Origin of the sequence: Niastella sp. OAS944, assembly GCA_024809215.1 — a bacterium.
GTDB lineage: Bacteria > Bacteroidota > Bacteroidia > Chitinophagales > Chitinophagaceae > Niastella.
Genome location: JANUBW010000001.1, coordinates 531,962 through 548,215 on the forward strand (window position 1 = coordinate 531,962; position 16,254 = coordinate 548,215).

Consider the following 16,254-nt stretch of genomic DNA (forward strand, 5'->3'; position numbering starts at 1 on the left):
TTCAGCATTACTAGCGATATGGTCGAACATTTACCCAGTGCGCAAATAAATGAGGTCGTGTTTCATACATCCGCACCATTAAGTCTCTTGCTTTCTTAATACTGGTCCTTCGATAATTCTTTATCCAGTTCGCCAGCTTCTGATTGAGCCAATACCATAAACCTCTCGTAGTCCATGTTGTGAACTTATGATAGTATTGATACCATCCACGGATCTTTGGATTCAGAACTTCTGCAATTTGCTCAATGGAGTATCTCATCCCTCGAACAATTAGTTTTCGTAATGTTATTCTGACTTCGTTCTTTGAACTTTCGCTCATACACGGTAGAAAAGAAAACTTCCATTGTTCTTGTGATTTAAATCGGATTGGCCTGAAAGTGTATCCCAAAAAGTCAAACTTTGCCCGAGTATTCGGATAATATTCGCGATGCACATGATTTCTGCAATAGACAATGTGAGTTTTCGCATCATTCAATTCGAGTTTGCACTGAGCTAGTCTCTTTGCAACAACTGATTTAATAAATGATGCCTGCCTCTCTGTTGTACAATGTATGATTGCATCATCACAGTATCTTTCAAAAGGCATATTCGGATGATTCTTTTCCATCCATTTGTCAAAGACAAAATGCATGAACACGTTAGCAAGAATAGGACTAATGACTCCCCCCTGCGGCGTTCCTTTTTCTCTGGCGTAGATTACTCCGTCACGAGATACTCCTGCCTTCAACCATCTTTCAATGTACATCAACACCCATTTGTCATTAACAAAACACCTAATCGCCTTCATCAACAATTCATGATCAATACTATCAAAGAAACTTTTGATATCTAGATCCACTGCCCAACCATAATAGCTGCAATTAACCGTCGTCTGTCGAAGTGCGTGATGTGCACTTTTCCTGGGACGATAACCGTAACTATTTTCATGGAAATGAATTTCAATTTTCGGTTCGATGTAGCTTTTTACCACTTGCTGTGCGATGCGATCAGACACTGAGGGAATACCTAAATACCGAATGCCCTTTGATCTTTTAGGAATGGCGACCTCTTTAACCGCAGGCGGGTGGTAGCTGCCAGATGTTAAACGATTCCATAGCTTATAAAGATTGCCCGTAGCATTTGTTGCAAACTCGTCTAAGCTTTCATCGTCTACTCCTGCACTTCCTTTGTTCGCCCTTACAACCTTGTAAGCATCCAATACCATTTTCTTAGTTATCGGGTGCTGCTTTGTTTCGTAATAATCAATCATCCTTGTTACAGTTGTTGGTTATTAAAAACTGAATCGGCTAAGCCCTTCCCTCCACCTTCATTACAAAGGTTTCAACAGTACTACAACTTAGTCCGCCCCTGCACAAGTCCTTGGTATTCTGCCTTGCGGTAGTTCCGCTTGAACATTTCCCTTTGCATACTTATGCAAGTTCCCTTGTTCCGTAAGATCGCCCGATTTGATGTCCTGCTGTCTATGCACCGCTTGTCACTTAGTCAACATCAGATTACAGTCACTAAGTTTTATTCTCATCCAAGAAACATGTTGCATGATTTCGACAAGATCGGCTATATCGATGCTTTAAATAACAGTTCACTTTCGTTCAGCTCATCAAATCATACCTAACAGATTTTCTCTGCTTTTTCCTTTTCGTTCAGTACCTGCATCTTTCAATGCAAGCACCAAAAGGTGGTTTGTAGGCTATGTCTGTCATCGCCTACGGTGGATCTGCCACCATCGATCTTACAGCATACAACCTTTTTAAGGTTGCTTCAAGGCACACTGTTTCATCGGCCATCATGTAACCACAAGCAGGCTTAATGATATTTTCCCGCAGGGCGTCATAGATGGCAGTAAGGCTGCGACAGGTGCCGTTGATCCAGTCACCTATTGTATTCTCAGATAGAATGATCCCGCTCTGAGCAAACTTCTGCATTTGCCGGTGGATGGGCATGTGCCACAGGAACTTTTCTGTTGTTACGTGAGCTTTAAGTGAAGGAGCAGCCAGGCTTTTATCCTTTTCTTCAGGCAGGCTGGCTATGAAGAACTCGGTAGAACCGTTTGGTGTGCTACGCTTATACTTAAACCTGCGATAAACGGTTGCAAACAACCGAGCAGGATCGTATTCTAATTGTTCTGTTTCTATTGTATCAAAGTGCTCTGCGTCCTGGGGAAGATTATCAGGATACATATCAATATACTTCCGCTCAATGTGAGTGGGTATTTCATTTCGGCCTGGATGCTTCTTCTTTTCAGATTTTAATTTTGTATAGGACTCTACCTTTTGACCATCGTTGATATTGCATACCTCTACAATGTCGGCATTTATTCCTAATTGAAGTTGACCAGGCATAATAACAGAAGATCTTTCACTGCTGCGACTGTAGACCAATTTGGTTAACTGCTGATACTGGTATTCGATCAGTTCCAACTTTTGAAGCCGTTTATCTTTTTCCTTAATGATATTTAGCAGGGAGGCATTTTCTTCTCTTTGTAGCTTAACTTCTGCTATCAGTTGTTCTACAGCATTTTTGAGTGGAGTAATTTCATTTTTCAGTTGCTGTATAACTTCATCTTTTTGCTTAATGATGGCATCGAACTGCATGCTTCTCAATAGCAGCTGCTGGTATTTATCCTGTAATGCCTGATGTTCCGGTGTAATAAGCAAAAGATACGTTGTTGATGATTGCTTATATAGAAACAAGCATACAACTACGTTTGACTATTGTAGGTATCAATTTAGTTTTTCACATATGTGAGTTACTCAGGCCTGAGCGCCTAGCAATGGCTCATATTTACCAGCTTTAATATAACCGCCGGCTTCCAGGGTCATGCCACTGAGCATGGACATGATTTGCTCAGTACTCATTTTATAACCTACCTGGTCACTGGTAATGGCTGGCAATACAAAAGAGCCTTCGTCAAGCCTTCTGTAAAATTTACTGAAGCCTTTCTTTTCATACACCAGCACCTTTATCATAGTTCGATTACGGTTCAAAAATATAAACACGTCTCCGTTAACGATATCTCTATCCAGCTCTGTTCGTACTAATGCCGCGAGGCTATCGAATGACTTAGACATCTTTACCGGCCTGCGATATAAATAATAATTCACGGTCTCCTGAACCGAAAACAACTTACTCATGATAGCAGCGCTTTTAGATATTCGACTGGCACTTCTTTATAAATACGGAGACTGCCTATTTCGGCAAAAAGAGCAGGTTGGTTATTAGTCGTATCGCACTGGAGTAATTCTATTTTGGCAAACCCTGCCGCAGCAGCTTGGCTTCTTTTACGCCGCTTTACCTTCCGACCGCGATACTTTTCGGTCCACCGATAAAAGTTCTTTTCATTAATGCCATTTGCCTCGCAGTATGCCTTTATTGTTAGGCCGCTTTGCGCCTGGTCGTTCAGGCATTTCTCTATTTGTTCTGCTGATCGGTATGTGCGCTTCTTTTTATACGACTCTTGTTGGATTTGTTCCATATTGAACCATTTTCAAAGAGCGTAAAGCTATACCTTAATAGCATCTTTTGGGATGGGTAGTTACTCGGGCGTTTACGCAAAGCCAGCCAGAGCATGCTCAGCAACATCCCTATTAGGAGCAGCATAAACTTCTTTCAGGTCGGCACAAAATACCTTGCGATCTTTCCTGACCACGTATTTGCAGCTATTGCGGATCTGGTGCACAATGCAAAGTTGGGTAACCGTTTGCGGGAAGACGCCCTTAATAGCGTCGGTAAAGCCTTTGAGGTTATCGGTGCAGGCAATCAGGATATCCTCTACGCCCCGTGCTTTCAGGTCAGTTAATACGCTCATCCAAAAGGAGGCTGATTCCGTTTCAGCCATCCACATACCTAGAATCTCCTTGAGGCCACCTTTCTAAGGCCAATGACCAGGTAATGCACTTGTTGATGTATTTATTATTCTGTTTTACTTTCAGTACAATACCGTCCATCCAAACGGTAAAGTAAACCTGCTCTAGTGGCCTGTTCTGCCATTCTTTTACATGCTCAATAACCTTATTGGTGACATTGGAAACGGTTCCCTCACTAACATCAACCCCATATACTTGCCTAACCTGCTCGCTTATGTCGGAAGTAGTCATGCCGCGGCTATACATGCCAATGACGGCTTCCTCCAGCTTATCGCTCATGCGCTGGCCTTTGGGAATGATTTGTGGCTCAAAATCGCTTTTACGATCCCGGGGGATATTCAATACCAGGTCACCTAACGTTTCTGTCTTTACTTTTTTGGGATAGGAGCCATTACGGCTGTTGCTGGTGTTGTGGCCTTCTTTGCTGTGTTTCTCATAGCCGAGGTGTTCATCAAGCTCACCTTTGAGCATCTCTTCAACACCCTGCTTGTAGAGTTCGCTAAAAAAAGATTGAAAGTCTTCCTTGCTCTTGAATTGCTTAAAAAAGTCCTTGGGGATTTTTGATTGTTCTTTGTCCATAAATCTGTATTAAAGGTAATAAAAAAGCGGGGCCAATTTTTGCGCCGCCCCCCTAATACAGTTACTTAATAACAGTTACACAAAGAATTTTATACTACCTACTCAACTAATCCTGCCTTTTTCAAAAAAAACTTCCTGTATTAACATGTCCTAGGTAGACAAATTAACAAAAACATTTTTCATTTTTCCCAACTGTTCACTTACTAAAAGTTATCAGTACCATGACTGAAGGTTATCTCTATCTGCTATCGTTTTATCTGTCTTTTCTCTATTTGTTCTTTCAGCCAAGGTGCAATGTCTCCTTTATAAGTCTGTAAATAATTCCGGAAAGATTTATCTGCTCCTTCCATATACAACCGTATAGAATCTGGGTGCCCGGCAAAATCAGGTGATATATGCGGAAAATCTAGAAAATATTTATTGCCGCCATAGAGACCGATGCCCATAACTGGTATAGTCTTGTCCACCCAAACACTATGATACCCTGCTTTAACAAACTCAAATCCATAAGCTACGGTATCATTGCTATTATATTGAGATGACAGTTTAATATCGAAAGAAACAACTGGCATTTCAACATTCCGGGAAAAACTGTCTTTAGCTTGTATTTTACCGTAATTGTTTAATGCATACATAAACCATTTTATACTATCAAGACTAGATATTTGATCATTTTTGTTGACTTTACCTTGTTTCTTTCCTGTACAATTGGAGAAGCTCCCAATCATAAACAATAAACTATATATATATTTTGTCATTTTATTGAATCAGGGTTTTTACTACTTGTTCCATTTCTAGAAATTGATATAACGACAGCACCATGACGATAAAGATAAACAGTAGTTTTGTTGACTACAATATCAAACTTTGCCGTACCGGCACTTTGTGCCGAATTACTAATGTCACCTGTGACGTCTCCAAGCGAAGGTTTTCCTTTTAATGATCTAAACTCAGCCCTCCATTCTCCAACTGGCCCCATAAATTTCCTGCCTTCGTTTGGATGGAGGTGTATAAATCCATCACCTTGACCACTTGTTGAACTTAAGAAGGGGCCACCTGGATTGTCAGTCCCGGGAACTATTCCCATATTACCATCGACTATTTTAACGCTTGACATGTGTTCAAGATACAAAGGACCCTTATTATCAATTGTCTCATATGTATCGTCGGTATATAAATCCTTGGAATTCTTGTCAAAGTATGTAAAATAGCTATTGTAATCGTAAGTAATACCAATTCCTCGAAGAGCTGCCGCAAATGCGCTCTTATCAAATTTACCATTGGCATCTTTATAAAAGTCTTTTACACCACTTGAATTGACAATAAGATTGAATCCTTTTTGTCGGTCCTCTGGTATTACCGTTACGGTGTTTTTTTTACTTCCATCATCAATTCGTTGTATTTGTTCTCCGGCTGAACTGTGAAAAATACTGGTATCACCCAATAAATCATTTTTTACAATTGGATTGTTCCCCATTCCAGCGTACAAACTCTCCATATCAGTCGGCTTTGGGTCCGTTTGATACCATCTTCCAATCTGTGGATTATAATTTCTGTAAAATGCATCATATTGTTCAATCCCTAAGTCATTATTAAGCTCAATTCCATTAAACTTGAATTTATTATCCAAATTACCAGCTGCCTTACTACTAATCCCCATCATTACCAATCCAAATGGATAATAATGTGTTTCTTCCTCCAGCGCCCCGTGTGAATGGATCACCTGCAGGTTGTCGAAATAAACCGGCACCGGGCTTTCATTGCTTACATACACGTAAAGATATCCATTTTTTGTGACCGGAATATCGGGCAGGATACGATCTTCCACCTGATTGGGTTGATCTACTCTTTGAAAACTGCCGTTTACATATTTAAAATTCTCATCAAACAGGATCCAATTAACATATGCCCTGGGCTTTGTTCCTCCACTTCCGCGGTTAGGGTTCGTAAGAAACCCATTCAACCCATTATAGATATCTGTTGTACCGTTGAGGGTTTGGGCAGATACTGCTTTACCGGCAGTTGCCCCTGTAGGTGCTCCCAACAACCCGGTTAGCAGATCGATTACCGGCACATTGTAATTAGCGCCATTGGTATTGTTATCGAAATAATACGACTTTCCATAAATATCTATTTTGTCGCCACTCATTACCTTAAGGGTTATACCCAATCCCGTTACACCTACTCCACCATCGGCTTTTAACCTATACAGTTTGTGACTATTGGCCGTCACGTCGCTGTAACAATTAGTATTAACCGGTTGATCTGTAGCCGCAGGACCGCCATTTTTGTTTTTATAATCAGTTATACCGGTTGCCACCGATTTATCTACTATTTTATCCTGATCTATATTATAAAACTGCTTTTCAGTATAAACCGCATCGTTAGCATTGTCAGGGTTTCCTTCGAGCGTAGCAGCGGGATAAATATCCTGCTTTTGTTCTTCAGTAAGCACCATGCGTACATTACCCAGGTGATCTTTTATAAAATAGTCATACTCGTAATGTGCCTGCTTTGTTGCCGACGCTTCAAGATAGCGCAGGCGGCCATCACCATTACTCTCAAACTGCAGTTTGTCGGTATACTGCAGGCCTGTTAAGTCAGCATGGTTATACGCTTTACTTTCATATACAAACCCGCCTAAATAGGTGGTGGTAGTAGTAACATCGCCTGTAAAAGGACTATTATCATAAGTTATCGTCACATTCTTTTCAGTAACAATTTTCTGCAGCTTATTACCTAAAGCATCATACACATATTTAATAATGCCTTTATCGATATTATTAGCGTCATGCACCGCAATCTGTTGCGGCAAGTTCATATAATTATAAGTAATAGCGCCTGCATTGGTTACATCTGTGGCCTGTCCGTTGATGCGTTTATTTTTATCGGTGACCATATTACCATTTGCATCGTACCCATAGTCGTTACCAGTGGTATTGTTGTCGGTAAAATCGCCCAGCTTATGATCGGTGGCAGCTGCCCCCTGCTCTGCTATGGCGCTTAATTTATTACCATTCCTGTAATAACTGTACAACATATCGTCAATCTGAGGGCTGGTGGTAACCTTCAATCCCCATTGCTGCATTCGTTTTATGTTACCATTGGCGTCATAGGCCTGGTCGGCATGTATGCCATCGCCCATTTTTATATTGTAGTTTACTTTTAGATTATTCCATAGATGATCGTCGGCATTTTGCTGTATGAAATCACCACGTAACAGGCGGTTGGCTGCATCATAGGTAAAGTCATATTTACGCCTTATGTCATCGCCATCGCTCTTCCACATTATACCGGTTATGTTTCCATTGTATTCGCTTTTGTTAAAGGCCTGCCCTGCTTTATTAACAGTTTTATCATAACCCAATTCGTATCCGAAAAGAATACCGTCATTTGTTTGTCCTTCCACTCCCAGGTAATTGCGGTTAACGCCCAATATCCAGTTCCTGATATTGTAATCATAAGTAAGCGTTTGAACAGGATCGGTTGTGTAACCAGTACCGCTGGCATCTTTCTTTTTACCTATATTCTTTATCTTGAGGCGGCCCAGCTCATCATACTCATTGGTTACAATTTCCAGATCTGGTTTATTTACTGCTACATTGTTTATGGTACTGTTCACTGATCTTGTAACAGCGGTTTCCTGTGCCAGGTTGTTATAGGTTATTTTTGTAACAACGATATGGGTTTGGGCATTGGCGCTGCCTGCTTTCTGCTGTTTTTGTACAGAAACAAGCGGCTGATCACTGAAGGTGTATTGATTGGTAATAATATCCGTTCCACCTGTGAGGTTAGTGCTTTTCGCCTGTATCACTCTTCCCTTTTCATCGTATATGTTTACAGTATACAGATACTGACTGGCTGTACCCAACACTTTTGCCTGCGTCCACGTAACGCGCCCGTTGGTCTGCCTGCTTTGTATTACAGGATCGGCATAGGGAAAACTGTTATATGCAGTATTCAGATAATTACTGCCGGTGTAAGTGGCATCCAGATCGCCGGTAACACCGCTTGCTGATGGAATGGTAGCATACGTATCGTACCCTGTTTGAGTAAGAAGAGTAAATCCTGCTCCGTTGGGAATTGGATTGTTTACATTCGCGCTACTGGTTGTTGTTCCGGCACTTACTATTTCTGCGGTAAAATTCTTATCGGTAGCTGTTGTAAAACCCTCATTAAGCGTAATACTATTCGTTGCCTGGTAAATGCCCTCGGTGTTCGGGTCCTGTAAAGGCAGATCATACGGCAGGCCATTCGATGTTTGAGAAGTAACAGTTTGTTGTAATGAAGCAGGCAAACCTGTCCAGGTCATTAATCCGGTTATTACCTGGCGATTGCGGGTATCGTATAATATACCCAGCCATTGATTATTGGGGCGCTGATTCGCATCCTGGGTAAATACCAGGCGGTCGCGAATATCATAGACCATAGCTATTTCGCCGCTTCCCGGATCTTTTTTACGGATGACCCGTTTGCGTTCGTCGTATAGATACCTGAAACATTGTTCATTTAAAATATTTCCATTCAACGACGTGATATCCCAGTTGTTTTGGGTGAGCAGGTCGACTCCAGCCGGTTGAATAACAGCCCTGAGCGAATTAAAATCGTCATAAATGTAATAGGTACTTAGCCAGCCTGGGTAGCCACTGCCCCGGCCGTCATCGGCAGCAGCCGTTAGCTGTACTTTTTTCAATATAAGTTTGTCTTCCTTATTACGAAGCTCTATTACCTGGTGGCCCTTTTCATCTACGGTTATGATTTTAAACAGTTCTCCTTCGGGATATACCCCATCGATATTATAGGTTCCCCAGTCGTCGGTTACATCCTTTACGCTCCAGATTTTTACATCATCGACGGCGGTGTTGATCCTATATTGATTTTCAACGCCCCTGTCGCTGCCTGCCCAGTTATCACCTGCTGCTGCAACTTTTTGCACCCGGTTCAATGGCGAAGGTTCAAAAATTGTTTTGCCATAATAAAAAGACTCATTGCCATTTATCACTTTATGAAAACCATTTAAATCGCCCAAAGCATTGGGTTTATAATTTCCATTACTGGCCGATGCAACATAGGGCAACCAACTGATGGGTTGCCGGCCGTATTGGTCATAGGTAACCGGCACAACCAGGTCCTGCTCGTTTTTACCGGCTTGCATGGAAACTGTTTGCATAAGGCGGCCAAGGCCGTCGAAATAATCGGTCACCTGCTTTACTTCTGCAATAGGCACTATACCGGCTGCGGCTTGCGGATCGGTTACACCGCTACGAACGAAAGATCTGGTACGGATGTAATTAAGATTTTCAACATCGATAACGCCAATGTTTATGGTGCAAACGTTTGTATAGGCATCTTCAGTACCGCAGTGTACGCGTCGCCTGAAATAAGTAGTAGTTGTAACCGGATTGGGTTCATAGGTCAACCCCTGCGCATTCACACCGGCAATATCTGTAAACGTAACGCCGTCATTCGAGATCTGCCATTGGTATTGGTAGTTACTATTGCATCCGCCTCCAGTGGCCGGCCCTGCCGTTAATTTACCCGGTGTTGATCCGGCTGGAACGGTATATTTGTAGGGCAAAATTGAATTAGGTTCTAATTTAGGATATACATCTACCCGGGCCACCTGGCTATAGGCTTTTACACCATGGCTTGTTACTACTAATCGATAGTAACCGCCCGATGTTAAACCGGAAGGTGTATAGGTAGCGCCTGTCGCGGCTCCAATAAGTGCCGGGTTGGCAAAAGCAGGGGTCTCTGAACGCTCCCACTGGTAGGTATAGGTGCCATCTCCGCCGCTAACCCCGTTTACCGATAACGTTGCTGCTGTGGTATTATAGGTAATGATCTGATAGGCGGGCGATATAGCGCCTATCTGTATGGCAGGATAAGGGATTACATTCACATCTACATATGGGAAATCGGTACAGCCCCCTGCTACATCCCAGCAAAAGCCGCAGCTGGTTTTATTACGCAAATGAAAACGGTATGTACCAACGGTATTAGATGCATAAGTAAAGGAATATTCGCCTGCATGCGCATCCTGGAAAACATTCCAGTTGGCCCCGCCATCGCTGCTGGCCCAATAATGCGGCTCACCGGTTCCACTCTGGCTGGCAATAGTTACCGGCTGGTCAACATATACAGTTGCAGCACTTGCCAAAATAGTTCCGCTTACCGGTTTGGGATTTACTGTAATTGTAAAGGTAGCAGGATTGCTAATGCACCCTCCATAACTAAGCGCACTTACCTGGTAAGAATATTGTCCGGCTCCAAGCGAAGCCGGCGTGATATATCGCGGTCCCTCGTACAACACATTGCCGCTACCATCGTACCATTGATAGATCCAGGTACTGCCACTTGCCGATAATTCAATACCAGTTCCTTCACACCCTGCAGTGTTGCTGGTTATAGTAGGCGGGTTCGGGCTGGGACTGTCAAAATAAAGATGATAATAGTTCACTGAACAACCACCAGGCTGAATTGGTTTTACATAATAATTGTCCTGAACGGTCATATTGAAATCTTCTATCTCAAAATAACCGTTGCTACTGTAGCCAACTATCTGATAATTACCATTTATTAATTGATACAGATAATAAGAAACTCCGCTGACGTTGCAGGTAACCTGCATCCGCGCCACATTGTCCATACCACAAAAACGCGCATAAGTTTGTGATATAACCGGCAGGGTAAGGAAGCTGGCCGTATAGAGCTGCCGCGACGATTCGCAACCTGTATTATAATCGTAATAACTAACCCATACCTCTGCGCCATCAGTGGCATAAAAGCTTATCTGCCCGTACAATATTTCATCGCTCGCTATATAGGAGGTTTGAAACGGCGTAGCGTCTGACGAAGAGTGATACCAATGAAATTCGCCATATAGATATTCCCCGGGTGTAGCGTTGTACCGCGCCTCAATCACTATATTTTGTGGTGAACACAAAGCGCCCGATGGGTATAGCTTGTTCACAGAATAATTCGGGTAACACTGGCCTTTTGCGGCAAGACCTGAAAACACCACTACAACAAACAGGAATGCCGGCATATATTTATGCAGTATCGATCTACTTAAAGCAGTAAGCATAGGAGCTATTTTTTAGTCTACTTTCAATATGACGTTTTGAAGCATTAAAGCATTTTATTGCTTGAAATGGTATTTTACAGTTTTTATAATATTGCCATCCTGGTCCCTGATAACAATTAACCTGCCCAGGCCATCGTATTCGTAACGCGCAATGCGGCTATCTCTATCACAACTGGTAATAATACCTGTCAATGGCAAATAACAGTAAGTTTCAATTTCAGCATCGTTGGGGTACAGTCTTAACTCATCAATAGATGCGCCAGTACCCGTTATCGATACAGATGACGTAGTGTTGGGCAATACATGTTCATAATACGTCCAGCTGTTTTTAGTCAACCCTGTATTGCTGGCAGGAACAGCTGTTCCATTGGCCGACACATTTATTGCTCCGGTTGCCCAGTAGGAAACAATATATTGTTTACCGACAGCGGGGCTGGCAACAATTGTTTTTCCGCCAATGAGGTCATACGATTTCTGACCGGTAATTTTATTGCTTGTGTTGCGCGAACCATCGGAAATGGTCCAGTTACCTTCATTTTGGCCATTTTCAAAACTGGTATAAGCCACTTCAGAAAGCTGTGCATTTGTTGCTTTGGCAATCGGTGTGGTATGCAGAACATCCCACAGGTAAGTTTGTGTTACCCCGTTACGCGATACAACCTGATTAAGGTTGCCACCGCTGAAAATATAATTTGATTCATCGAGGTACCTGCTGTCTTTGGCAAGACCTGAACCCGATACCGTTGCTGCTGAAAAAGTAGTGGAAGGTGAGGCTAAGCTGATCTGTTGTGTTTTAACAGGGTATAGCTTACCGCCCGGATTGCTTACAAAATCGTATTTGGTAAAAGCGGCGTGGAGCAGTTTTCCGTTCCTGTACTCAGCTTGTTCAATCAGCGGGTTTTGATGAATATCCTGTAGAGCAAGGATGGGCTTAAGGTTGCCATCGGCGGAATTTTCTGCACTCTGGTGACAAGTATTGAAATTATTGGAAGCATCAGTAAAATTGCTTCTGCGCGTTTGTATATAACTGCTTCTCGCCTGGTATTGCCGCCATCTGTATAACTGATACGCCGCATAGCGGCAGTTCACATTATTTGCACTGGTGCAGGTATTAACCGTATTATAAAATGCAACAAGATTGTTGTAGGATGCATCGTTCCAGGTTTGAATGCCTGTTGATAATGCTTCGCAGCCCTGCAGGCGGAAGTCTGAGGCATATTTATAAATTGTTGAAACGATTCCGCCGCCAGAGATATAGGTTACTGCCCTGCTTAGCTGGTTGTGATAATTACTGTTATAATACGAAACGTTTGTAGTTGAAATGCTGTTGCCGTCGTTCAGGTTATACTTCGTTGAAATAACAGAATCCATTACCCTGCGGTACGACTTCAATACATAATCTGTACCCCACACAGCACTTACATAACTAACCGCAAATGGATCACTGCTTGGGAATAGAGAAAACTCACCGTCCCCGCCTCCGGGATCATCGGTGATAGAATAGCCAAATCCGCGGTCCGGGAATGCCAGGTAGGCGACGTTCTTAACAATAGTGCCCGGTGTTTCAATAGCATCCTGCTGAAATTGCGGGAAACAGGATTTATCAGCTACGATCTGTCCGTTTTCGTTATAATGCCCTTCGTATTTCAGTTCACCCCGCATGGGCTCAAAAGGCAGCGGCCCTTGCGGGTAACTGGGAATAGTGGAAGTACATTCACCTGTATTAAGAAACCTTGTACACACATCTGAAATCTGGTTGTCCCAGACATTAGATCCATAATACCTGAAAACGCTGAAACCATTACCTGGCTGAGCAGCCTTTACTTCATAATACCCGATATGATTTCCCTGGGTGGTTTCCATGGGACGAATGCTTGTGGGAGAAATAAAATAAGGCAACGTTTTAACGCCATCACAGAACAGGCAACCATTTCGACTACACACATTGCCGGGACCGGAGGTAAAAAAACTGTTGCCTACTATTTTAAACAGGTCGTTTCGTAGCAACTGCAGATAAACAGGTTTGCTGTATAAAATACCGGTTGATGAAGGTCCATAGGTATAATTGGTAACCACATCCGGCGAATTCATTGCGTCGTTACTGGTAACTGTTTTTATACGCAGACCGCCTACTATAGCCTGAGTATTGACCGGGGTTGGCACCCATTCATAAAAACTGCTCGATGCGCCGTTACCCCCTGAAGCATTCAGTTTGGTAATTACTACCTGGTAGGTGCCGGGCGTTATTTGAATGGTTTTTGTTTTTTGCTGACCCACGTCTACGAAAAGGCTCTCGAGGAGGTAACTTCCGTTATAGATATCGAGCCGTGCACTACCACCCTCAGAAGAATTGTATATGCTCATTTCGTAGGGATTGCCGGTAAATGTCATCATAACGGCGAATGGGTTGCTGCCTCCATCACCAAGCCATCCGTTGTGGCCGTCGTACCCGCCATTTGGCCCACCACGGGGAACTTTATCATATTTCACATAATTTACAGCTACTTTATGCGGCTCATAATCGAACTGTGTAGTGCCTCCTGTGGGATAAGTGATCTTCTGCAATGCCCCGCCGCGCATAGCAGGCCAGTGTGAATCCCTTTCTGCTCCATCAACAGTCAGCAATTCGTTACCCGTTTTCAAGGTATAGGTAGGAATGAGCGTTCTGTTGTTATCGGCGCCGTTATAAAAACCCCAATGGTCGATTCCAAAACTTAGTTTGCGCGCTACGGTTTCTCCATAATAATTGAAGGTATAGGGCGGAACTGATACAGACTCATCGCAGGCTGTTTCCTGAACGCTCTCGAGCTTCAGCCGGTATTTATCTGACTGAATATTGTTACAGATACTGGTGAAGCTATTATAACAAAGCAGGTTACTTAAACCGGCCCCGTCGAAAAAGTAACTGTAATTAAAGTTGAACGTTTTACACAGGTCGGGAGATTGTATTGAAATGGAACCAAGTGTTTTGGCAGTGAGGTAAGCGTGGGCGGCATCGTCGGGACTATCGTACCACGATTTGTCCTGGTAGCCGCTCAAATCGGTACGGGTAGTTCCAGGATTCAGGTCCATTTCTCCGTTCTGGAAAATGATCTTATTGAGTCGTACGCCATCAATAAAATTCTTTACAATATCGTAATCATAGGCCCAGTCAAACGCCCCGGCGGTTTGCGTTTGCGCATTTGACTTAGGGAAAGTAGATAATGTATAATAGCTGTATTGTTCTTTCTGATAAGTAAGGGTAATCGAAGAAAGGCCATCGGCCGAAACTACTTTATTTAAGAACCACGATGAAGTAGAGCCCTGGCCGGTCCAAAAACTTTTAGCGCTGGTAAACGTAGTGGTTTCAATGGCATTGATGTTTCCATCGCCCGAAGTATTGTCTCCGAAAATATATTTTGTGCCATCGGAAGTGGTTATGGTAAATCCATGAATGCCATAAAAATCCGGTGTACTGCCTACAGGAAAATTAACTTCTATTTTCAGATCACTTTCAGGAACGAGAACGGGCGTTCTGTCGTCGCTGAAATAAAATTTACCGGTATATCCATTAAAATTATAGAAGTACAGATCAGGTTCTCCATCTTTTATTCCTTTGGCAATACCGGCATCATCGGCAGGATGTGTCATAGCAGGATCGGGGCACTCTAAATTATTGCAGGCACCACCACCAAATGAGTATAAATAACTGTAATAACCATATTCGCTGTAATAGCCATACTTCGTATAGGCGGCGAGTATGCCCTTGTCGTCGGGTGCTCCCATAACACTGCGGGTAATTACGCCACCTGCATTCAATACCCATCCTGCGCCGACCCAGCTGGCTTGTTCCTGCACCTTTAAACCCGATGCATGGTAACTTAAACTGACCGGCATTTGCAGCGAGCCCGATTTAATATTATAAAGTGGAATATTGATAGCAGGGGTACCGGTATGATAACTCACCGGAATATCGCCATACTTCGCTAGGGCGGCGGCTGTTGGTGATGAAATGGTTACCTGGTTGCTGATGCCTATATTCTGCGCATTACTGTTGCTAAAAAACAACATCCCTGCAAGAGCGGTCGTCAAAAGACGCCATTGTATTTTTTTAGCCATTACTTGAATACTTTCGTTTGATTGGTTACCCGGTCTTCCAGGCCCGTGTATTTGTGTTCAATTTTTGAGAAATAAGACGAGGGAATGTCAATAATACCGTCAACAGAAAGTCTTTTGTTCTGTGCAGATATCAATATTGATCTTATAAATCAATCGCTATTATTTATTCTTATCCATTAAGTCGATTAATTTTTTCTCCAGTAGTGCCAACTTTTCGTTTTGTTCTTCCAGCTTCTTATTTTGTTTCATAACGATTACACTTAATTGATTGTGAATACTATTAGAGCAAGCAGCATAAGCAAAACCAGGATGGACATAAAGCTTGATTATGCAAATAGCGGGCGCTATTCGGTATTCCTAACTTAGAGGCCTACGGGTTTTGGGTTATCGTCACACAAATATATACTACAATATATACATTACCCCTTTCTGTTAGTCACATTTTATACTCGTGCATTTTTTTGCAATAGACGTGTAGATTCAGGCAATTTTCGTGTTGGTAAAAGCCAGCTAAAAGCAGAAATCCCCCCGACACTTCGGAGGGATTTGTGGATTATTTTGCTGCGTTCGTTGTGATTACTAAACGCCAGCGCACAGGTGGCTGGCGAAACTTTTCTATAATAGCCA

The 16,254-nt window shown here is 42.7% G+C and carries 9 protein-coding genes; all 9 read right to left on the reverse strand.

Annotated features, from left to right (window positions below; all coding sequences use genetic code 11):
* Positions 1-10: 10 nt before the first annotated feature.
* Positions 11-1,249 carry a group II intron reverse transcriptase/maturase gene (ltrA, locus tag GGD38_RS02035; protein ID WP_375299696.1) on the reverse strand — a complete coding sequence of 413 codons (1,239 nt, stop codon included), beginning with the start codon at positions 1,247-1,249 and terminating at the stop codon, positions 11-13.
* 454 nt (positions 1,250-1,703) lie between these two features.
* Positions 1,704-2,591, reverse strand: a complete 888-nt coding sequence (locus GGD38_RS02040) for a transposase (RefSeq protein ID WP_375299695.1) — start codon at positions 2,589-2,591, stop codon at positions 1,704-1,706.
* 159 nt (positions 2,592-2,750) lie between these two features.
* Positions 2,751-3,131, reverse strand: a complete 381-nt coding sequence (gene tnpB, locus GGD38_RS02045; RefSeq protein WP_375299694.1) for an IS66 family insertion sequence element accessory protein TnpB — start codon at positions 3,129-3,131, stop codon at positions 2,751-2,753.
* Positions 3,128-3,472 (reverse strand): transposase, encoded by a 345-nt coding sequence (locus tag GGD38_RS02050; protein WP_375299693.1) that lies wholly within the window; start codon positions 3,470-3,472, stop codon positions 3,128-3,130. Before GGD38_RS02050 ends, tnpB begins: the two co-directional genes overlap by 4 nt.
* A 72-nt stretch (positions 3,473-3,544) precedes the next feature.
* Positions 3,545-3,835: a transposase gene (locus tag GGD38_RS02055; RefSeq protein ID WP_375299692.1), complete on the reverse strand. Its 291-nt coding sequence runs from the start codon at positions 3,833-3,835 to the stop codon at positions 3,545-3,547.
* Positions 3,828-4,442, reverse strand: coding sequence for a transposase (locus GGD38_RS02060; RefSeq protein WP_375299691.1), 615 nt, complete (start codon positions 4,440-4,442; stop codon positions 3,828-3,830). The genes GGD38_RS02055 and GGD38_RS02060 overlap by 8 nt, the downstream gene beginning before the upstream one ends.
* A 245-nt stretch (positions 4,443-4,687) precedes the next feature.
* Positions 4,688-5,200, reverse strand: coding sequence for a hypothetical protein (locus tag GGD38_RS02065; protein WP_375299690.1), 513 nt, complete (start codon positions 5,198-5,200; stop codon positions 4,688-4,690).
* On the reverse strand, positions 5,197-11,529 hold the full coding sequence (locus tag GGD38_RS02070) for a DUF6443 domain-containing protein (protein WP_375299689.1): 6,333 nt from the start codon (positions 11,527-11,529) through the stop codon (positions 5,197-5,199). The genes GGD38_RS02065 and GGD38_RS02070 overlap by 4 nt, the downstream gene beginning before the upstream one ends.
* A 54-nt stretch (positions 11,530-11,583) precedes the next feature.
* The gene (locus GGD38_RS02075; RefSeq protein WP_375299688.1) at positions 11,584-15,627 is read right to left on the reverse strand and encodes an RHS repeat domain-containing protein; all 4,044 of its coding nucleotides are present in this window, start codon (positions 15,625-15,627) and stop codon (positions 11,584-11,586) included.
* Positions 15,628-16,254: the final 627 nt, after the last annotated feature.

Coding starts and splice junctions, on each gene's coding strand:
- tnpB (WP_375299694.1), bottom strand. CDS start 3,131: ATGAGTAAGTTGTTTTCGGTTCAGGAGACCGTGAATTATTATTTATAT.
- ltrA (WP_375299696.1), bottom strand. CDS start 1,249: ATGATTGATTATTACGAAACAAAGCAGCACCCGATAACTAAGAAAATG.
- GGD38_RS02055 (WP_375299692.1), bottom strand. CDS start 3,835: ATGGCTGAAACGGAATCAGCCTCCTTTTGGATGAGCGTATTAACTGAC.
- GGD38_RS02060 (WP_375299691.1), bottom strand. CDS start 4,442: ATGGACAAAGAACAATCAAAAATCCCCAAGGACTTTTTTAAGCAATTC.
- GGD38_RS02040 (WP_375299695.1), bottom strand. CDS start 2,591: ATGCAGTTCGATGCCATCATTAAGCAAAAAGATGAAGTTATACAGCAA.
- GGD38_RS02065 (WP_375299690.1), bottom strand. CDS start 5,200: ATGACAAAATATATATATAGTTTATTGTTTATGATTGGGAGCTTCTCC.
- GGD38_RS02070 (WP_375299689.1), bottom strand. CDS start 11,529: ATGCTTACTGCTTTAAGTAGATCGATACTGCATAAATATATGCCGGCA.
- GGD38_RS02075 (WP_375299688.1), bottom strand. CDS start 15,627: ATGGCTAAAAAAATACAATGGCGTCTTTTGACGACCGCTCTTGCAGGG.
- GGD38_RS02050 (WP_375299693.1), bottom strand. CDS start 3,472: ATGGAACAAATCCAACAAGAGTCGTATAAAAAGAAGCGCACATACCGA.